General features: G+C 62.4%; 19 protein-coding genes and 3 pseudogenes. 12 read left to right on the forward strand and 10 right to left on the reverse strand.

Going from position 1 to position 19,093, the window contains the following annotated elements; all coding sequences use genetic code 11:
- Window positions 1-26: 26 nt before the first annotated feature.
- The gene (locus N5D48_RS02735) at window positions 27-533 is read left to right on the forward strand and encodes an acyloxyacyl hydrolase (RefSeq protein ID WP_196456986.1); all 507 of its coding nucleotides are present in this window, start codon (window positions 27-29) and stop codon (window positions 531-533) included.
- 595 nt (window positions 534-1,128) lie between these two features.
- Here the strand turns inward: N5D48_RS02735 and N5D48_RS02740 are convergent.
- A complete protein-coding gene (locus tag N5D48_RS02740; protein ID WP_279841544.1) occupies window positions 1,129-2,400 on the reverse strand; it encodes an IS4 family transposase in 1,272 nt (423 codons plus the stop codon).
- Between the two features lie 475 nt (window positions 2,401-2,875).
- Between N5D48_RS02740 and N5D48_RS26185 the strand changes: the two genes are divergently transcribed.
- Window positions 2,876-3,172, forward strand: a complete 297-nt coding sequence (locus N5D48_RS26185; protein WP_347881532.1) for a BPSL0761 family protein — start codon at window positions 2,876-2,878, stop codon at window positions 3,170-3,172.
- A gap of 425 nt (window positions 3,173-3,597) precedes the next feature.
- On the opposite strand, the pseudogene N5D48_RS26190 reads toward N5D48_RS26185, so the two are convergent.
- Window positions 3,598-3,687 (reverse strand): annotated as a pseudogene (locus tag N5D48_RS26190) (integrase); the annotation flags it as partial.
- Window positions 3,688-3,889: 202 nt separating this feature from the next.
- On the opposite strand from N5D48_RS26190, the gene N5D48_RS02745 reads away from it, so the two are divergent.
- The 4 genes and pseudogenes from N5D48_RS02745 (at window position 3,890) to recX (ending at window position 6,579) form a co-directional block, all read left to right on the forward strand.
- The gene (locus N5D48_RS02745) at window positions 3,890-4,123 is read left to right on the forward strand and encodes a hypothetical protein (RefSeq protein ID WP_209939271.1); all 234 of its coding nucleotides are present in this window, start codon (window positions 3,890-3,892) and stop codon (window positions 4,121-4,123) included.
- Between the two features lie 68 nt (window positions 4,124-4,191).
- Window positions 4,192-4,782, forward strand: a pseudogene (locus N5D48_RS02750) (IS630 family transposase); the annotation flags it as partial.
- 436 nt (window positions 4,783-5,218) lie between these two features.
- Window positions 5,219-6,100, forward strand: a pseudogene (gene recA, locus N5D48_RS02755) (recombinase RecA); the annotation flags it as partial.
- An 8-nt stretch (window positions 6,101-6,108) separates the two neighbouring features.
- Window positions 6,109-6,579, forward strand: coding sequence for a recombination regulator RecX (gene recX, locus N5D48_RS02760; protein WP_279880782.1), 471 nt, complete (start codon window positions 6,109-6,111; stop codon window positions 6,577-6,579).
- 62 nt (window positions 6,580-6,641) lie between these two features.
- On the opposite strand, the gene N5D48_RS02765 is transcribed toward recX, so the two are convergent.
- Window positions 6,642-7,760: an LOG family protein gene (locus tag N5D48_RS02765; protein ID WP_279880784.1), complete on the reverse strand. Its 1,119-nt coding sequence runs from the start codon at window positions 7,758-7,760 to the stop codon at window positions 6,642-6,644.
- A 310-nt stretch (window positions 7,761-8,070) separates the two neighbouring features.
- Here N5D48_RS02765 and N5D48_RS02770 point away from each other — a divergent pair, with 310 nt between their 5' ends.
- A complete protein-coding gene (locus tag N5D48_RS02770) occupies window positions 8,071-8,277 on the forward strand; it encodes a hypothetical protein (RefSeq protein ID WP_279880787.1) in 207 nt (68 codons plus the stop codon).
- Window position 8,278: 1 nt separating this feature from the next.
- On the opposite strand, the gene N5D48_RS02775 is transcribed toward N5D48_RS02770, so the two are convergent.
- Complete coding sequence (locus tag N5D48_RS02775; protein WP_279880789.1) at window positions 8,279-8,698, reverse strand: quorum-sensing-regulated virulence factor family protein; 420 nt, start codon at window positions 8,696-8,698, stop codon at window positions 8,279-8,281.
- 214 nt (window positions 8,699-8,912) lie between these two features.
- On the opposite strand from N5D48_RS02775, the gene N5D48_RS02780 reads away from it, so the two are divergent.
- The 3 genes from N5D48_RS02780 (at window position 8,913) to N5D48_RS02790 (ending at window position 10,969) form a co-directional block, all read left to right on the forward strand.
- The gene (locus tag N5D48_RS02780) at window positions 8,913-9,623 is read left to right on the forward strand and encodes a DTW domain-containing protein (RefSeq protein ID WP_279880792.1); all 711 of its coding nucleotides are present in this window, start codon (window positions 8,913-8,915) and stop codon (window positions 9,621-9,623) included.
- Between the two features lie 256 nt (window positions 9,624-9,879).
- Window positions 9,880-10,530, forward strand: coding sequence for a response regulator transcription factor ErdR (erdR, locus tag N5D48_RS02785; RefSeq protein ID WP_279804904.1), 651 nt, complete (start codon window positions 9,880-9,882; stop codon window positions 10,528-10,530).
- Window positions 10,531-10,594: 64 nt separating this feature from the next.
- Entirely contained in the window at window positions 10,595-10,969 is a 375-nt protein-coding gene (locus N5D48_RS02790; protein ID WP_279880794.1) for a diacylglycerol kinase, read from the forward strand.
- Here the strand turns inward: N5D48_RS02790 and finR are convergent.
- Window positions 10,966-11,892 carry a LysR family transcriptional regulator FinR gene (finR, locus tag N5D48_RS02795; protein ID WP_279880796.1) on the reverse strand — a complete coding sequence of 309 codons (927 nt, stop codon included), beginning with the start codon at window positions 11,890-11,892 and terminating at the stop codon, window positions 10,966-10,968. The genes N5D48_RS02790 and finR overlap by 4 nt on opposite strands.
- Window positions 11,893-12,012: 120 nt before the next feature.
- On the opposite strand from finR, the gene fpr reads away from it, so the two are divergent.
- Window positions 12,013-12,792 (forward strand): ferredoxin-NADP reductase, encoded by a 780-nt coding sequence (fpr, locus tag N5D48_RS02800; RefSeq protein ID WP_279880798.1) that lies wholly within the window; start codon window positions 12,013-12,015, stop codon window positions 12,790-12,792.
- A 170-nt stretch (window positions 12,793-12,962) separates the two neighbouring features.
- On the opposite strand, the gene tsaA is transcribed toward fpr, so the two are convergent.
- The 5 genes from tsaA to rimO form a co-directional block, all read right to left on the reverse strand.
- Window positions 12,963-13,658 carry a tRNA (N6-threonylcarbamoyladenosine(37)-N6)-methyltransferase TrmO gene (gene tsaA / locus N5D48_RS02805; RefSeq protein ID WP_279880800.1) on the reverse strand — a complete coding sequence of 232 codons (696 nt, stop codon included), beginning with the start codon at window positions 13,656-13,658 and terminating at the stop codon, window positions 12,963-12,965.
- A 6-nt stretch (window positions 13,659-13,664) separates the two neighbouring features.
- Window positions 13,665-14,126 carry a DUF1456 family protein gene (locus N5D48_RS02810; protein WP_279880802.1) on the reverse strand — a complete coding sequence of 154 codons (462 nt, stop codon included), beginning with the start codon at window positions 14,124-14,126 and terminating at the stop codon, window positions 13,665-13,667.
- 49 nt (window positions 14,127-14,175) lie between these two features.
- A complete protein-coding gene (locus N5D48_RS02815; RefSeq protein ID WP_279880805.1) occupies window positions 14,176-14,886 on the reverse strand; it encodes an rRNA pseudouridine synthase in 711 nt (236 codons plus the stop codon).
- Window positions 14,887-14,959: 73 nt separating this feature from the next.
- Window positions 14,960-15,442: a GNAT family N-acetyltransferase gene (locus tag N5D48_RS02820; RefSeq protein ID WP_279880807.1), complete on the reverse strand. Its 483-nt coding sequence runs from the start codon at window positions 15,440-15,442 to the stop codon at window positions 14,960-14,962.
- A gap of 95 nt (window positions 15,443-15,537) precedes the next feature.
- The gene (gene rimO, locus N5D48_RS02825) at window positions 15,538-16,869 is read right to left on the reverse strand and encodes a 30S ribosomal protein S12 methylthiotransferase RimO (protein WP_279880809.1); all 1,332 of its coding nucleotides are present in this window, start codon (window positions 16,867-16,869) and stop codon (window positions 15,538-15,540) included.
- Window positions 16,870-17,105: 236 nt separating this feature from the next.
- On the opposite strand from rimO, the gene N5D48_RS02830 reads away from it, so the two are divergent.
- Window positions 17,106-19,004 carry a potassium transporter Kup gene (locus N5D48_RS02830; protein WP_279880812.1) on the forward strand — a complete coding sequence of 633 codons (1,899 nt, stop codon included), beginning with the start codon at window positions 17,106-17,108 and terminating at the stop codon, window positions 19,002-19,004.
- Window positions 19,005-19,093 lie beyond the last annotated feature (89 nt).

The following is a 19,093-nucleotide window of genomic DNA, read 5'->3' on the forward strand; positions in this document are numbered from 1 at the left end:
GTAAGGAGTTCGTTTTGATCAATCGCATGATTCTGGGCGGCGCGCTGGCGCTGGGCCTGGCCGCCGGCCCCGTAGCCGCCGCTGAAGTCTCGGGCGCTCTGGGCGTCACCGGGCAGGGCGACATGACCTTCCGCGCCAGCCTGGCGCAGGCATGGGACAAGAGCTGGTGGCAAAGCGAAACCGGCCAGCTGAGCGGCTACTGGGACGCGGCCTACACCTACTGGGAAGGTGGCGACGACTATTCCGGCGCGCACTCGCTGTCGTTCAGCCCGGTGTTCACCTATGAGTTCAGTGGCTGGCGCTACACCCCGTACGTCGAGGCCGGCATCGGCGTCGCGTTCTTCTCCAAGACCGACGTCGGCGAGCAGCAGCTGGGCTCCTCGTTCAACTTCGAGGATCGCCTCGGCGTCGGCCTGAAACTGCCGGGCGAGCGCAAGGTCGGCCTGCGTGCCATGCATTACTCCAACGCCGGCATCAAGCAGCCGAACGACGGAATCGAATCCTACTCATTGTTCTACAACAAAGCCTTCTGATATCTGGGGCTTCTGCGCCGGACGGAGTCGCAACGTGGTAATCACCTTGCCGCAATTGTCCCTTATACCTAGTACGTTGTGTCGCAGCGATTTCGTCTGCGCGCTGCCCTCTGTGTTGTTCCCCCGCAATTACTGATCATTCGTGACCTGTCGCACCGCCGCAAACTGCTGGTGAGCTCGTCTACAACTTAGAGGCGGTAACCTGATGGACTACGGAATATCGTCCAGTCGCAATTGGCAGCACATCAATGAGATCCGAACTCAGAAAAATGCCTGCCGCATGGTGCCGGCGGTGGAAGGGCGCTATCCGGCCAATAACGGACACTAACGATTAAGCTAAGGGGCCGGCTTTAGCCCAATGTCATCAACTTAAGCCCCCAGCCCTGGCCGGGGCAAGAAATCCCGGGGCTTGGACGCGCGGTGCAGCAGTGCCTTCACTGGTTTTGCTCCCCAGTTCAGCGCATGTGCGACCCAGACGCCAGCTTAATGGATGCCGGTTCGCCTCGGCGGGCGGGATTTCTCGTTTTCCGGGCGAGCGCGTGCCGGCCGCTGTCTGGCCAGCTTTTTTGCGGTGCAGTTCGGGTGCTGCTTGTTCTTAGCGCGTCGGTTTGTAGCCCTCGCAGCCGCGACTGGCCAGGCGCTTACGCTGGCGCGGGAAGCTGCGGCCCGGGCGCACAGCGCTGAGGCTGTTGGCCATCAACTCCATCACGTTGGCCAGCCCCTGCACACCGGGGCGTACCAGCAGGTCGACCAGGGTGTTCTTGAGGCGTGACACCCCTTGGGTGAAGTTGACCTTCCAGCGCAGCTTGCGGCTTTTGTGGCGCTGCTCGATGACCGGTTGCAGCAGATGTTGCATCAGCAGCGCTAGGTTTTTCAGCAGTTGCCCGGCATGAAAGTCCTGCTTCACGGCCGTCACGCTACGGCCGCTAAAGTTGTCGAGGCAGAGGGTCTGCTTGAGGCGGCGGTAGTCCGTTTCGATGCCCCAGCGGCGGTGGTAAAGATCCGCGAACACCTCGGCCGGGAAGGCCTGTCGATCCAGCAGGGAGGTCAGCAGCACTTCGCTTTCACCGCTGGCTAGCTCGACCCGGATCAGGCGCAATTCGACCCGGCCCGCGGGATCGACGCCGGCCTCGGTACAGAACAGGCGCGCCTCGGGATGACTGGCAGAGAAGAACTGCGTGTCTTCTGTCTGCCCCGAGCGGAGAAACTGTTTGACCTGCGCGTTGTAGCCACACGGCAGGCGCATCAGGAAATGTCGCCGGTGCTGCTCGAACAGCGCAAACAGCCAGTGTCCGGGGTAGCCGCGATCAAACAACGTCAGGCTGTCAGCGGGCAGATGCTCGAGGTGCAGATGGGCGCAATCGCGCTCGCCGACTGCGGATGGCACGATCAGGCTGTGTAGCGTCTGGCCGTCGGCGACGTCGTAGAGCATAGACAGACGGGCAACGGGAAACTCGCTATGGCAGCCGAAAAAGCGCGTCATGACCGACTCCAGCGGTAAATGGACGGTCGAGCCGTCCACGGCGAGTACCCGTAACCCGCGCCACGTCTGGCGCAGCCCGAGGCTGTCGAGCTGTTGCTGAAGGGTTTGGTTGAGGCTCTCGAAGACCTCGGGCTTGAGCTTGCCGCGCGCCTTGCTGAAGGCCTGCGCAGTGACCATTTGCGTCTCAGTCGACGCCTGATTGAGTACGCGATAGAACTGATCGAGTTCGGTTTGCAGGGCCGTGCGCGGCTGATTGAGCAGGAACAGGACGAGGTTCTTGAAGGTGAGCTGGCGTCGGCGGGTAAAGTCTTGAGGATTCTGGCGGTGGGCGGCGATGAAGGCGGGACAATCGAGCGGGCTGGTTATTTTTTGTACAATTTTCAAGCCAGGGCTTGGCTGGCGGTGTCAAGCGATGCGGTATAGGTAGTCAAAAGGGCTTCTCCCATGCACTGATTTGAGCGCTAATTATATGATATTTATGGATAATTTCAAAAGTTGATGACATTGTCCTCCGGCCAGGCTGGCAGGACGTACCCGCAACCGAGCCGGCCACTCGTCGTTCTGGGGTAGGCATAGGCATACAGCACTCTTTCAGCGCGGAACCTAATGCGAGCTCCAGTAGGCTGCACTACCAGGTAACGGCATGGGGTATCGGAACCTTGGCCGCACTGGGGGACTCTTTGTGGTTGAAAGCAGAGTGGCGGGAGTCGCGAGAGGATCGAAGTGATGAGAGCGATTGATCAGGGGCTCCGATTTTGGTTATTCGTTCTCCATTCGATACACTCTCCCTCTGGGCCGTGGGACTTGTTGACGGGAAACCGTCTCCCCCCACGGACAATTTAGGAGAGTTGCCGTGACCATGGTTCATGAGCGCACCCGTAGCGTGGTGCAGACAAGAGACTTCTTGCGCGACTTATCTAGGGATTCAACCCTGCCTGAATCCATACGCCTCCAGGCTGAACGCCTTCTACGGCATTACCCGGAAGCCGCTGATATCTGGCTCGCAGGAAGGCTTGAAGAGCGGCGGAGAGAGGAATTGTCCCAGTTAGCGGACAAGCTCGGGCATCTACATCCAGCATTGGGCTGCTGGTTAGCTGCTGAGCCGCTGTTCTGCGATGAAAGCACTAAGTCGAGCTCAACCACGGAGATAGATTGATTTCTATCTCAAGCAGAAGGCCCTGCTAAGCGGCCTGCGGGGGTTCCAATTCATTGAAATTTTCCAGTGCTACACTGAGAAATTTGCGTTCATTTTCTGAAATGCCGCCAGCCAACCTTCGAGCCTCTGCCTCTAATACTGGGCAACGATCGATCCTTGGGGGCTGGCGTTTAGAGGATTTCATGGAAACCAATGGCAGGTTTGTGGCTGATGGCGTGCTTGATGCTATCAGCACGTTCGGGAACCCAATAGCGCTGTTTTAGCGCTCAGCTGTTTCCGGTGCCCTGATTTCAGGGTTTTTCGAGCGTTTTGCACACGCCGATGGTCATGGATATCACGGAAATCGGGGCGGTCACTAAATATCGGTGGCATTTCAGGTCGGCAACGCTCACCAAATTCCGGTCAACGCTCACAAAACTCCGGTCAGCGGCAACCCAGGCTTTGACTGTTCGTGCGTATTGCTTGGTGGAGGGATTATCCGAGCAGTGTAATCGGCTCGGAAACAAGAAGTCCTCGATGTGGCCGGATTTTTCGACCCTTGAGTCAGTCTATGGACGATATTGGCAGAATCTCACAGGCAGCTTCGGGTCGGCTGCTGCGGCGATTTTGAAGGCAGTTGTCGTGTGAGCGTATCGCGCTGCCTTCGATGTTTCCGGCAGCACTGCCTCCCGTTCCGGATTGGCGCAGCAAAAGACTTGATTCGAATTCGGAGGAAACATGGGTATTTCGTATTACCTTGCATGTTTGGAGACCCGGCAATATGTCTGGGTTGGCAGGCTTGACCCACAGGGGGAAGTGCCGGTGGCGGATGTCGAAAGCTCCATCGCCATGTTCGCGCTGGTGAATCGGAACAAACCGTTGATCGTCGTGAGCGAATGCCATCCGATCCTCGAAGAGGGAATGGAGTGGTCGCCGCCGGCAACGCAAGAAACGTGCAGCGGACAACCATGACCAACCAACGCCAACCGCATCTTCGGACACTCGTCGCGTTACGAGTCATGGCACAGGTCGTCGATGGACAGCTTGAAGTGTTGGCGCTGATGGAAAATTGACCCAGTAGGATTGCTGATTTCTGCATCAGCAGCTGTGGATATGGATACGGGCAGGATATGCGCAGTGACAGCCAGGCTAGCCGCAGCTACGCCCCTATTGGCGAAACGCCAGTGCGCCAGGTCAGCGGCAGTCGCTTTTCCACCAACATGATTTCCACTGTGACCAATCGGGGCAAACTGCGCTTCATGCTGTATCGGGAAACGCTGACAGCCCCAGTGCTGATTCGCTTCCTGGGTCGCCTGATTCGCGATGCGCAGGGCCGCAAAGTGTTCTTGATTCTCGACAACCTGCGCGTACACCACAGCAAAAAGGTGAGCGCCTGGGTCGCCGACCGCAAAGAGCAAATCGAACTGTTCTTCTTGCCGGCATACGCCCCGGAGTTGAATCCTGACGAGTATTTGAATTGTGATTTGAAACATCAGGTCCGTACGGGCTTGCCAGCGCGTAATCAGGACGAACTGGAAGGGCGTGTTCGCTCGGTCATGAGGCGATTGCAATTACACCCCCAAAGAATCCGTTCTTATTTCCGGCATCCACGTATCGCCTACGCGGCATGATTTGGTGTATTTGATTGCCGGGTTAATAAAGAGAAACGCTTAATCGGTGAGTTATGGGCTAAGAAATCAGGCGGGAAGGGTGTGTACCTGATGGCTCAGAAAAAGGACGAGCCGGGCCGTGGGTTGCGTGAGCAGCTACTTAATGCCATTAACAAAGCTCCCTGACGGCACCGTATGCCATTGCCTACGAACTGAACATCCGGCCACGCAAACGCTTCAGCTGGAAATTCCCGATTGAAGAGATGATAGAGGCGATAGAAATAGCGATGGCGATGCAATAGATACACCTGCCTCAATTCAATAACCGTGTTGCACTCAGCTCCTGCAACCGCCCATTCTTTACAGTTTAGGGGCTTGGCGTTAGGAGGGGAGATGATGGAGGATGTGTGGACAGCTACCTGAACCAGTTTTGGCGGTTTCTAGCATGACTTGCTTTATCTATGGCCCGGAATCCTCGGGCAAGACCACGCTGACCCTGTCGGTCATCGCCGAAGCCCAGAAGAACGGCGCCACTTGCGCCTTCGTCGACGCCGAGCACGCCCTCGACCCCGAGTATGCCGGCAAGCTGGGTGTCAATGTCGATGATCTGCTGGTCTCGCAGCCGGACACTGGCGAGCAGGCCCTGGAAATCACCGACATGCTGGTGCGCTCCAACGCCGTCGACGTGATCATCGTCGACTCCGTGGCAGCCCTGGTGCCCAAGGCCGAGATCGAAGGCGAGATGGGCGACATGCACGTTGGCCTGCAAGCCCGCCTGATGTCCCAGGCCCTGCGCAAGATCACCGGCAACATCAAGAACGCCAACTGCCTGGTCATCTTCATCAACCAGATCCGCATGAAGATCGGCGTGATGTTCGGCAGCCCGGAAACCACTACCGGCGGTAACGCCCTGAAGTTCTACGCCTCGGTGCGCCTGGACATCCGTCGTACCGGCGCGGTCAAGGAAGGCGACGAAGTGGTCGGCAGCGAAACCCGCGTCAAGATCGTCAAGAACAAGGTCTCGCCACCGTTCCGTCAGGCCGAGTTCCAGATTCTCTACGGCAAGGGCATCTACCGCAACGGCGAGATCATCGACCTGGGCGTTTCCCAAGGCCTGGTGGAGAAATCCGGGGCCTGGTACAGCTACCAGGGCAACAAGATCGGTCAGGGCAAGGCCAACGCCGCCAAGTACCTGCACGAGAATCCAGCCATTGGTGCCGAGATCGAGAAGCAGATTCGCGACAAGCTGCTCACCGCAGGTGCCGTGGCCGCTGCTGGCAAGGCCGCTGCCGTTGAAGCCGATGCCGACGACATGGCCGACGCCGACGCCGGTTATTGATCGGCTCCATGTCCGTCGTACTCGACACTCCCGTCGCCGTTCGGCGGACAGCCATGGACCTGCTCGCCCGCCGCGAGCACGGTCGCGTCGAGTTGACGCGCAAGCTGCGTCAGCGCGGTGCTCCGGATGAGCTGATCGAGCCCGCGCTCGATCGGCTTGCCGAAGAAGGGCTGCTCAGTGAGGCCCGTTACCTCGAAAGTTTCATCCGCTACCGTTCCGGTGCTGGTTACGGCCCGGCGCGAATTCGCGAGGAGCTGGGGCAGCGTGGACTTGCCCGTGGTGATATCGACCAGGCCCTGCGTGAAAGCGAGGTCGACTGGGCCGCGCAGCTGCGCGATGTCTGGCAGCGCAAGTTCGCCGGACAACGCCCTCATGATCCACGCAGCCGTGCGCAGCAGACACGCTTTCTGGCCTACCGTGGTTTTTCCATGGAGATGATCGGCCGGCTGTTCAGTGGTCGCGACCTCGACGACTACTGAAGCCTTGAATGATGCCCTGCATGGTCGCCTTGAAAGAGGCGGTCATGCAGGGCATTTTTCGTTCAGCTGACTTTCAAGGCTTCCCGTGCCCGCTGGGTGGTATGCATCGGCTGGGGTTTGGCCCAGTTCTCCGGCAGGTTGATGAAATCCACCAGCTCGCGCAGACGCCCCTGGTCGCGACCGTTGAAGGCGAAGGTCAAGCGTGTCAGGTGGCTGAAGTTACCTTCCTCGTGCTCGGCACCGCTGTCCGGTTGCTGGTGGAACCTGCCGCTCAGGCGCAAGTCGGCGAAGCCTTCCTCCACATCATGCAGCGCCGCGTCGCTGAGCGGGTGATGCATGCGGATCACGAACTGGTTCTTCAGCCAGCGGCTGGAGTGGTAGTTGCTGTAGAACTGGTTGATTTCCTCCACCGCCTCATCGGCACTATGTACCAGGCGCACCAGCTTGAGGTCGCTGGGCAGGATGTAGCGGTTTTCCTCGAGCTGGCGGCTGATGAAGCTCAGCGCGTCGCGCCAGAAGCTGCCGCCGGGCGAGTCCAGCAGTACCACTGGCACCAGCGGGCTCTTGCCTGTCTGGATCAAGGTCAGCACTTCCAGCGCCTCGTCGAGGGTGCCGAAGCCCCCTGGACACAGCACCAGCGCATCGGCCTCCTTGACGAAGAACAGCTTGCGGATGAAGAAGAAATGGAACGGCAGCAGCTTGTCGGTGCCGTCGACCGTGGCGTTGGCGTGCTGCTCGAACGGCAGGGTGATGTTGAAGCCCAGGCTATGCTCGGTGCCGGCGCCTTCATGGGCCGCGGCCATGATGCCGCCGCCGGCGCCAGTGATCACCATCAGGTCCGAGCGTGCCAGGGTCACCCCCAGCTCTCGCGCCAGGGCATACATGGGATGTTCCACGGGGGTGCGTGCCGAGCCGAACACCGTGACCTTGCGTCGCCCCTTGTAGCGCTCGAGCGTGCGGAACGCGTGGTCGAGCTCGCGCAAGGCCTGCAGGGTGATCTTGGCGTTCCAGCGGTTGCGATCGTCATGGGCCATGCGCAGGACGGTCAGCATCATGTCGCGGTACAGCGGCAGGTTGGGGCTGTTGGGCGCGACCAGTTGCAGTTGTTCGTCGATCTTGCTCAAGTCGATGCCGCTGTCGCGGAAGTGGTTGAACAACAGCTCGTTCGGTTGATAAGGCATTCAACGTCTCCTTCTGCAGCAAAACCTCTGACCGGGCCGATGGTGTGTCCCGGCCGCGACACTGCGTGTGTCGCTGGCTGCTGTAGCCTGAGTGTGATCCTCAAGCGTTGCAGTAGGCCTTCAAGGCCATGATGCAGTGGCAATTCCATCTTGTTGTCGTTGTGCTGGGTACTCGCTTTCAATCTAGACGCTGGCACGCGTTCACGCCGCTTTCGGCAATAGAGAGAGCCGCTGGTCGGATCGGATCCAAGCGGTTCGGCGCTTTGGTTTACTGGGAGGGCACAGGCGCACGATGCACGGAGGTGGCGGTATGCATCGGCTGGTGATCGAGGTGGATGGGCAACTCTTGCAGTTGCTGGAGCGGTCAGCGTTGGAGCATCGCTTGAGCCTGGAGGGTGAATGCCTGCGGCGCCTGGAGGGCGACGAGCGGCATTCGCGTTATCTGCAGGCCTTGCTGGCGGAGTTGCGCGCCGATGAAGAGCAGCGGCGCGCCAGTGACAGCGATCGGGTGGCCTGAATCACTTCTTCTTGTTGCCTGCCATGCAACTGGCGGCGTCGAACGCCTGGTCCATGACCGGTTGGTTGGTCTTGTACACGCTGAAGCGGTAGACCATCACCGCACCCTTGGACATCAACTGGCGGTAACCATTGTTGCGGCACACGCTGTCGCCCAGTTGGCTGCGCACCTGGGCGGGATTGGCCTGCATGCGCTCGGCATGCTCCTGACGCACGCTCAGGTGATTGATCAGGGCCTTGCCTTCTACGGTGTAGCCCTGGTCGAGAATGTCTTCGTTGATGGCCCGTGGGGTGCCGACGCTGCTTTCCTTGGCGACCTTCTGCAGCGTCTGGGTGAGCTCGTACTCCTGCTTGGACGCAGCCTGGGCGGCCAGGGGCAGGGCGAGCAGCAGGCTCAGGGGCGGGGCAATAAGACGCAGCATGGATCTCTCCTGGTTCGATGACTGGCGCTTTGACCTGCGCCGGCGGGCGGCGTTCCATGAAACCCTTGGGGTTTCCGGCCGCTGGAAGAGGCGATTATAAAGGAGCGCAAGGCAGCGCTGCACGGCAAATGACGCCCGCTCTGGTAGACTGGCGCTCTGTCACTCAGCGAGTCGTCCCTGTGTTTGTCCCATCCCTTTGCCTGGGCCTGCGGCCATGAGCCACGCGGTAGCACGCCTGCGCGCCGAACGCCTGGCCCGTAGCATCAAGCCCTTCATCGCCCGTGGCTCGCGTGCCGAACGCTGCCCGGATTGCCGGGTGATCGCCACCCATTGCCTGTGTGCCTGGAAGCCCCGCGTGCAGGCCGAGTCCGGGGTGTGTCTGTTGATGCACGACACCGAGCCGTTGAAGCCGACCAATACCGGCTGGCTGATCGCCGACCTGATCGAGCACACGTCGGCCTTCGGCTGGTTGCGCACTTCGGTGGACGAGCAGTTGCTGGCGTTGCTCGACGACCCGCAGTGGCAGCCCTACATCGTCTTTCCCGGCGAATTCGTCGCCCAGGAGCGAGTGGTCGGCGAAGTCGCGCGCGAACCCGGCAAGCGTCCGCTGTTCATCCTGCTCGACGCCACCTGGACGGAAGCGCGCAAGATGTTCCGCAAGAGTCCGTACCTGGACAAGTTCCCCGTGCTGAGCCTGCAGGCCGAGCAAATGTCGCGCTACCGTCTGCGCCGTTCCAAGCGCGACGACCACTTCTGCACCGCGGAAGTGGCCGCCATGTGCCTGGACCTGGCGGGGGACACCCAGGCTTCGCAGGCGCTCGACGCCTACCTCGACCTGTTCAGCCTGCACTACCTCAGCGGCAAGCGCCGCCTGCCACTGGACGAGCAGGATGAGGTCCACCAGCGTTTGCATACCTTCCTATAGTCCAAGGGGCAGGCGCGAAGGATTGGTTCATACTGTCGGGGCTGGCAGCCAGGGTGGGCGGGACGACCGGGCAATTGGCTTGACCACCCGGGACCTGCTCGGCATCCTTGGCGCCGCTTCGGGCACGACGAAGTTGCCGTTATCCCGGACTTTGCCGTGCCATCCCGGCCGGCGGCCCCGCCGTTCGCGCCATGAGTTGCCCGCCAGACGCTTTCCGTACCCCTTGCGCCTGGCACAGAACAGGATCCATAGATCGATGGCCACATACGAAATCCTGATTGCCGATGACCACCCCTTGTTTCGCAGCGCGATGCGCCAGGCCGTCACGCTCGGCCTGGGCCCTGACGTGCGTCTGGTGGAGGTGGCGAGCATCGCCGAACTGGAAACCCGCCTGAGCGAAAAAGCTGACTGGGACCTGGTCCTGCTGGACCTGAACATGCCCGGCGCCTATGGCTTCTCGGGGCTGGTGCTGCTGCGCGGGCAATACCCGCAGATCCCGGTGGTGATGGTCTCGGCCCAGGAAGAGGCGGCGGTCGTGGTCAAGTCCCGCGAGTTTGGCGCCAGCGGTTTCATTCCCAAGTCGAGCAACCTGGAGGTCATCCAGGATGCCGTGCAGAAGGTGCTCGACGGCGATGTCTGGTGGCCGCCGCAAGCCTTCGACAAGGTCGATGTCTCGGCCGAAGCCAAGGCCGCCAGCGAGGGGCTGGCCAGTCTCACGCCGCAGCAGTTCCGCGTGCTGACCATGGTCTGCGAGGGCCTGCTGAACAAGCAGATCGCCTACGAACTGAATGTGTCCGAGGCGACCATCAAGGCCCACGTGACGGCGATCTTCCGCAAGTTGGGCGTGCGCACGCGGACCCAGGCGGCGCTGCTGCTGCAACAACTTGAATCGGTTTCGGCCAGCTAAGTAGCCGAGCGTTCACGCTTTTTTGACCCGTGCTGGATTAGCCTTCCGGCCTTTCAACGGTGAAGTGACACCCATGTCGCCATTCAAGGGCCAGACCGGCCTCAAACGCATCTTCAACGCCGCCGGCTATTCGCTCGACGGTCTGCGCGCCGCCTTCAAGGGCGAGGCCGCCTTCCGCCAACTGGTGCTGCTCAACGTGCTGCTGATCCCGACGGCCTTCTGGCTGCCGGTCAGCCGTGTCGAGCGGGCCATGCTGATCGCCGTGTGCCTGCTCGGTCTGATCGTCGAGCTGCTCAACTCGGCGGTCGAGGCGGCGATCGACCGTATTTCCCTCGATCGCCACCCGCTGTCGAAGAACGCCAAGGACATGGGCAGCGCCGCGCAACTGGTGGCGATGACCATGGTCGCGGTGGTCTGGGGCGTGATCCTGCTCGGCTAGGCGATCGGCGGCAGGACGATCTCGTCACTGCGCTGCACGCCGGCGGTGAAGCTGCGGCACAGCTCGAGAAACTCGCGCATGGCGGAGGTCTGGTACTTCTGCTTGTGCCAGATGAAGTAGAACTGCCGCGACAGGTCCAGGGCCGGGGTTTCCACCGCGACCAGGCTGCCGCGACGGAAGGCGTCGCGCAGGGCCAGGCGTGAGATGCAGCCGATGCCCAGGCCCGACTCCACGGCGCGCTTGATCGCTTCGGTGTGCTCCAGCTCCAGGCGGATGTTCAGGTTGGCGCGGTGATGACGCATGGCCTGATCGAAGGTCAGGCGTGTGCCCGAGCCCTGTTCGCGCAGGATCCAGGCCTCATGGGAAAGCTGCTCGATATCGGCGTGGCCGACCTTGGCCAGCGGATGCTGTGGTGCGCAGAACACCACCAGCTCGTCCTCCACCCAGGGCTGCACCTCTAGGTCGGGATGGTTGCAGTCACCTTCGATTAGACCCAGGTCAATTTCGTAGTGGGCCACTTGCTGCACGATATGCGCAGTGTTCTGTACATGCAGTTTCACCTGGCTCTCCGGGTGTACCTGCATGAAACTGCCGATCAGCAGCGTGGCGAGATAGTTGCCGATGGTCAGGGTGGCGCCGACCGCCAGCGAGCCGAACCCCGACTTGCCGTTGAGCAGGTCCTCGATTTCCTTGGCCTGGTCGAGCAGGGCGACCGCCTGGGGCAGCAATTGATGGCCCAGGGCATTCAGGCTCAGGCGTTTGCCGGCGCGGTCGAAGAGCTGGCAGCTGGACTGGCGTTCCAGTTCGGTGATCGACGTGCTTGCGGCCGATTGTGACAAGGCCAGCACGCCAGCAGCCCGGGACACGCTCTGGTGCTGGGCGACGGCGACGAAGACCTGGAGCTGACGAAGTGTGAATCGCATATCTATATAACCGATAACACATATCTTGATAATTCAGTTAACAGATATTGTCGCTGCCCCTAAACTATCGCGCAACTGCGCGTCCTGCGCGCGCCGCGTTTTCCTTCAGGAGCCCCACCGATGAGCAACATGAACCACGAACGTGTCCTCAGTGTGCACCACTGGAACGACACCCTGTTCAGCTTCAAGTGCACCCGCGACCCGGGCCTGCGCTTCGAGAACGGTCAGTTCGTGATGATCGGCCTGCAGCAGGACAGTGGCCGCCCGCTCATGCGCGCCTACTCCATCGCTTCGCCGAACTGGGAAGAGCATCTGGAGTTCTTCAGCATCAAGGTGCCGGACGGTCCGCTGACCTCCCAGCTGCAGCACCTGAAGGAAGGCGACGAGATCATCATCAGCAAGAAACCGACCGGCACCCTGGTGCTCGACGACCTGAACCCGGGCAAGCACCTGTACCTGCTGAGCACCGGCACCGGCCTGGCCCCGTTCATGAGCGTGATCCAGGACCCCGAGACCTACGAGCGTTTCGAAAAGGTGATCCTGGTCCATGGCGTGCGTTACGTGAACGAAGTGGCCTACCGCGAGTTCATCACCGAGCACCTGCCGCAGAACGAGTTCTTCGGCGAGTCGGTGCGTGACAAGCTGATCTACTACCCGACCGTGACGCGCGAGCCGTTCGAAAACCAGGGTCGTCTGACCGATCTGATGCGCAGCGGCAAGCTGTTCACTGATATCGGCCTGCCACCGATCAATCCGCAGGACGATCGTGCGATGATCTGCGGCAGCCCGAGCATGCTCGACGAGACCAGCGAAGTGCTGGACAGCTTCGGCCTGAAGATTTCCCCGCGCATGCGCGAGCCGGGCGACTACCTGATCGAGCGTGCCTTCGTCGAGAAGTGAGGCGAGCGGCATGAATGAGAAACGCAGGCCCGGCCTGCGTTTTTTTATGTCTGCGATATTTGGATTGGCAGCCGGCCCTTCGCGGGTGAACCCGCTCCTACAGGGGCCGGTGAAGATCCTGTGGGAGCGGGTTTACCCGCGAAGTGGCCGGACGTGAAAATGGCGGGGCTTCAGCGTTCGCGCACCACTTCCAGCACCCGAATCGCATCCGGTTGCGGGTAGTGCCACCTGACCTGCACATCCCAGAACCTTACGCCGTACACCCGCTCCGACGGCGGTATCTGGTAGGCCGGGCGAGGATCCTGCGCCAGGCATTGCTCGATCAGCTCGACCAGTGGTTCGCCCAGGCGCGATGCGTGCTCGCGCGCCTGGGGCAGGGCAGTGTCGCTCCACTGCACCGCAATGGGCGCCGGCGCGCCGTCGGCCATGCGATTGGTCGCTTCGGCGAGGCTGTCGGCATAAGGCACGTAGGGCTTGATGTCCAGCACCGGTGTGCCGTCCAGCAGGTCGATGCCCGAGAGCAGCAGGCGCCCTGGCTCGACACCTTCCAGGCGTACCACCGACTGGCCGATGCCGTTGGGCCGGTGGGTGGCCCGAGTGGCGAACACCCCCATGCTCTTGTTGCCGCCCAGGCGCGGTGGGCGAACCTTCAGGCGTGGCTTGTCCTCCAGGGCCTCATGGAAGAGAAACAGCAGCCAGACGTGGCTGACCTGCTCCAACCCTTGCACCGCGTCGCCCTGGTCGAACGGCGGCAGCAGTTCCAGCACGCCACGCGCCGCTGGCGCCAGCTGTGGCTGGCGCGGAATGGCGAACTTCTCCTTGAAGCAGGAGCGCACGATGCCGACCGGCGAGACCGTATGCTGCATCGCCGCTCAGCCGCGCACGCGAAGCGTGAGGCCCTTGAGGAAGTTGCGCAGCAACTGATCGCCGCAGGGACGGTAGTTGTCGTGGCCGACCTTGCGGAACAGTGCGCTCAGTTCGGGCTTGGACACCGGGAAATTGACCGATTTCAGCACGGCGTGCAGGTCGTCTTCCTTCAACTCGAACGCCACGCGCAGTTTCTTGAGCACGGTGTTGTTGGTCACCGGCACTTCGATCGGCTGCGCCGGGCGGCTGTCGTCGCGGCCGCGACGATGAATCACCAGGCCATCGAGAAAATGCGCCATGACGTTCTCGGGGCAGCGCACGAAGCCAGGTTCCTCTTCCTTCTTCACATAGCCGGCGACGGCCTCGGCGGTCACCTGCAGGCCGGACAGCCCAATGATCTCGGCCATCTTCTGGTCGTTGACCTTGAGCATGTAGCGCAGGCTGCGCAGTACATCGTTGTGGTTCATTGCGGCGAATCCTGTTCAAGTGCCGCGCCATCGTGGCGCGGCGGTGATGCTAGAAGCGTTCGGTGGCGGCCAGATAGCGCCATTGACCCAGGGGCAGCTTGCCCATGGATACTCCGCCCAGGCGGATGCGGCGCATGCCCAGCACCTTGAGGCCGGCGGTCTCGCACAGTTGCTCGATGACGCCCGCTTGCGGGTTCTTCAGGACGATGCGCAGGTGCTGTTCGTTCTGCCAGCTGGCCTTGGCGCGCGGCAGCTCCACGCCCTTGCGCTCGACCCCGCGCGCCAGGCGCTCCAGCGACCCCGGCTTGGCTTCGCCGCTGACCTGGACGATGTATTCCTGCTCCATGCGGCGCAGGTCGGCGTCGAGCTTGCGGGTTACCCGCCAGTCCTGGGTGAACAGTTGCAGGCCGCTGGCGCCGGGCAGCAGCGGGGCGACGCAGGCCTGCCGGGCGAAATGCCCGTGCAGCGGGCGCACCGTGTCACGCTGGGCGTCGCTGAGGCTGGCCATGGTCATGCCCGCCTGAGCGCTTGCCAGGTCCTGGCCGGCGAGCTGGTTGAGCAGCAAGGTGACCGGCTCGAGCGCTTCGGCGCGGGCGCCGGGCAGCAATTCGACCCGTTGCTCCATGACCTTGAATTGCGGCTGCTCGACCACCGCGCCGTCGACTGTGACCCAGCCTCCCTCGATGTACAGCTCAGCCTCTCGGCGGGAGCAGCCAAGCTGTTCGATCAGGCGTTTGGACAGGCGGATGGGTTCGGACATGGACAATGGATTCACGCGACGGGAAAAGCCGCCATTGTACCTGCCTGGGCAGGGTTGCGGCTGCAAATCGCTGTCATTTGCGCCATTTCGGGGCAGACCAGGAGGTTGGATGCGCCAGCTTCATATGTAGCAGGGGATAGGGCTGGCCCAGGCCGTCGGTTTCCGAGCGGCCGACCACCTCGAAGCCCTCATGCAGGTAGAAGCCCAGCGCCTGGGGATTCTGCTCGTTGACGTCCAGTCGTTCGGCATTGAGCTCAGCCACGGCGTGGCGCAGCAGGCGTTGCCCGACACCTTGACCACGGCACTCGGGGTCGACGAACAGCAGATCGACGCGACCATTGGCCACACCTGCAAAGCCGAGGATGCGCCGCTTCCTGTTCATGCAGCAAACCAGCATCACCGCGTCCAGGTACTTGCGCAGCACGTGGTCGCGCAGCAGCAGCAGGTAGCCCTCGGGCAGGAAGTCGTGGGTGGCGCGCACCGAGGCTTCCCAGATCCGCACCAGTTCCGGGTAGTCGGCGTAACGCGGGGTGTGCAATGTCAGCGCTGCCTTCATCCTGATCGGCTCCTGTGCATCGAATGGCCTCTGCACAACCATAGATGCAAAAAAATACCCCGCCAGTGGCGGGGTATCGTGCGCTGCGTGGCGGCTCAGATGGGCTCGGCCCACATGTCGTACTCATCGGCATCGACGATGCGGCAACGCACCTTGTCGCCCGGCTTGAAGCCGTGGTCGCCATCGATGAACACGCTGCCGTCGATTTCCGGTGCGTCGAAGAAGCTGCGGCCCACCGAGCCTTGCTCCTCGACTTCGTCGATCAACACTTCGATCTCCTTGCCGATGCGCTGTTGCAGGCGTGCGGCGCTGATGGCCTGCTGATGGGCCATGAAGCGATCCCAGCGGTCCTGCTTGATGTCGTCGGGCACCTCTTCCAGGCCCAGGTCATTGGCCGGGGCGCCTTCGACCGGCGAATACTGGAAGCAGCCGACGCGGTCGAGCTGGGCTTCGGTCAGCCAGTCGAGCAGGTACTGGAAGTCTTCCTCGGTCTCGCCGGGGAAGCCGACGATGAAGGTCGAACGGATCACCAGCTCCGGGCACTGCTCGCGCCAGTTCTTGATGCGCGCCAGGGTGCGGTCTTCGAAGGCCGGGCGCTTCATCGACTTGAGCACCTTGGGGCTGGCGTGCTGGAACGGGATGTCCAGGTACGGCAGGATCTTGCCGGCGGCCATCAGCGGGATCACGTCATCGACGTTCGGGTATGGGTACACGTAGTGCAGGCGCACCCAGGCGCCCAGGCTGCTCAGGGCCTCGCACAGCTCGAGCATGCGGGTCTTGACCGGGCGGCCGTTCCAGAAGTCGGTCTTGTACTTGACGTCGACGCCGTAGGCGCTGGTGTCCTGGGAGATCACCAGGATCTCCTTGACGCCGGCCTTGACCAGGCGCTCGGCCTCGCTCAGCACTTCACCGACCGGACGGCTGACCAGCTTGCCGCGCATCGACGGGATGATGCAGAAGCTGCAGCTGTGGTTGCAGCCTTCGGAAATCTTCAGGTAGGCGTAGTGGCGCGGGGTCAGCTTGACGCCTTGCGGTGGCACCAGGTCGATCAGCGGGTTGTGGTCCTGGCGTGGCGGCACCACTTCGTGCACGGCGTTGACCACCTGCTCGTACTGCTGCGGGCCGGTGACCGACAGCACGCTCGGGTGCACGTCGCGGATGTTGCCTTCCTCGACACCCATGCAGCCGGTGACGATGACCTTGCCGTTTTCCTTGATCGCCTCGCCGATCACTTCCAGCGACTCGGCCTTGGCGCTGTCGATGAAGCCGCAGGTGTTGACCACCACCACGTCGGCGTCCTCGTAGGTGGGCACGACTTCATAGCCCTCCATGCGCAGCTGGGTCAGGATGCGCTCGGAATCGACCAGGGCCTTGGGGCAACCCAGGGAAACGAAGCCGACCTTTGGGGTGGCGGGAGTGGTGGACATGGCTAACCTCGGTATTGAATACAGGTCGCCCGACCGGTGACGGGGGCGATCCTGGTGGGCGCTTTCGGCGCCTCTGATCAAAAAGTGCGCAATTCTAGCGAGCGCAAGGACGCTTGACCAGCAGAAATACGACGAACGCTGCGCTATGCTGCGCGCCGTTGCGCCGGGGCATCCGGGATGGCCCGGCGCGGGTGGGAATTCAACCGGTCTAGATGACCGTCTGCGGGGAGAGGGCGATGGTTCAGGCAAGCAGTCACGCCGAAGGCGGGCAGGGCGTGGCACGGCCGTTGGGCCTGCTGGTGGCGGCTGTTGGGGTGGTCTATGGCGATATCGGCACCAGCCCGCTGTACACCCTCAAGGAGGTCTTTACCGGCGGCTATGGCGTACAGGTCAACCACGATGGCGTGCTGGGCATCCTGTCGTTGATCCTCTGGTCGCTGCTGTGGGTGGTGTCGTTCAAGTATGTGATGTTCATCCTGCGCGCCGACAACCAGGGCGAGGGCGGAACCATGGCCCTGACCGCACTGGCGCGGCGGGCCACGGCGCAGTACCCGCGGTTGCGCATGCTGATGGTCGGCTGCGGCTTGGTCGGCGCCTCGCTGTTCTACGGTGACAGCATGATCACCCCGGCGGTGTCGGTGCTGTCGGCGGTGGAGGGCATGGGCCTGGCGTTCGAGGGCATCGACCATTGGGTAGTGCCTATTTCGCTGGTGGTGCTGGTGGCGCTGTTCCTGGTGCAGAAGCACGGCACGGAGAAGATCGGCAAGGCGTTCGGCCCGATCATGGTCGCCTGGTTCCTGGCCCTGGCGGCGCTCGGGGTGCATGGCATCTCGCAGAGCCCGGAGGTACTCAAGGCCTTCAATCCGGGGTGGGCGCTGAACTTCTTCATCGTTCATCCGGGGATGGGCGTGGCCATTCTTGGTGCCGTGGTGCTGGCGCTGACCGGCGCCGAGGCCCTGTACGCCGACATGGGCCACTTCGGCCGCAAGCCCATCGCTCGCGCCTGGTTCGCCCTGGTGCTGCCGGCGCTGGTGCTCAACTACTTCGGCCAGGGGGCGATGCTGTTGCAGAACCCGGAGGCGGCGCGCAACCCGTTCTACCTGCTGGCGCCGTCCTGGGCGCTGCTGCCGCTGGTCGGCCTGGCCACCATGGCCACGGTGATCGCTTCGCAGGCGGTGATCTCGGGTGCCTTCTCCCTGACCCGCCAGGCCATCCAGCTGGGCTACGTGCCGCGCATGCAGATTCAGCACACCTCCAGCGACGAGCAGGGACAGATCTACATCGGCGCGGTCAACTGGACGCTGATGGTCGGCGTGGTGCTGCTGGTGATCGGCTTCGAGTCGTCCGGCGCCCTGGCCGCGGCCTACGGCGTGGCGGTGACCGGCACCATGCTGATGACCACCATCCTGGTCTCGGCGGTCATGCTGCTGCTGTGGAAGTGGCCACCGGTGCTGGCGGTGCCGCTGCTGGTGGGCTTCCTGTTCGTCGATGGGCTGTTCTTCGCCGCCAACGTGCCGAAGATCGCCCAGGGTGGCGCCTTCCCGGTGCTGGCGGGGATCGTGTTGTTCGTGCTGATGAGTACCTGGAAGCGCGGCAAGCAGATCCTGGTCGATCGCATCGACGAGGGCGCGCTGCCGCTGCCGGTGTTCATCGGCAGCATCCGCGTGCAGCCGCCGCACCGGGTCGAAGGCACCGCCGTATTCCTGACGGCGCGTCCCGATGCGGTGCCCCATGCGCTGCTGCACAACATGCTGCATAACCAGGTGCTGCACAGCCAGGTCGTGTTGTTGACGGTGGTCAGCGAGGATCGGCCACGGGTACCCGAGGCCGAGCGTTTCGAGGTGGAAGCGTATGGCGACGGGTTCTTCCGGGTGCTGCTGCACTTTGGCTTCATGGATGAGCCGGACGTACCGGCGGCGCTGAAGCTGTGCCATCTGGACGGCCTGGACTTCAGCCCCATGCGCACCACCTACTTCCTCAGCCGGGAGACGGTGATCGCTTCGCGCCTGGAAGGGATGTCGCGCTGGCGGGGGAATCTGTTCGCGTTCCTGCTGAAGAACGCCAACGGCAACCTGCGGTTCTTCAACCTGCCGCTCAATCGGGTGATCGAGTTGGGGACGCAGGTCGAGATCTGAGGGCGAAAGCATCGCGGGGCAAGCCCGCTCCCACAAGGCCTATGTAATCCTCGTGGGAGCGGGCTTGCCCCGCGATGGGCCGCACAGTG

Source organism: Pseudomonas sp. GD03858 (assembly GCF_029840925.1).
Classification (GTDB): Bacteria; Pseudomonadota; Gammaproteobacteria; order Pseudomonadales; family Pseudomonadaceae; genus Aquipseudomonas.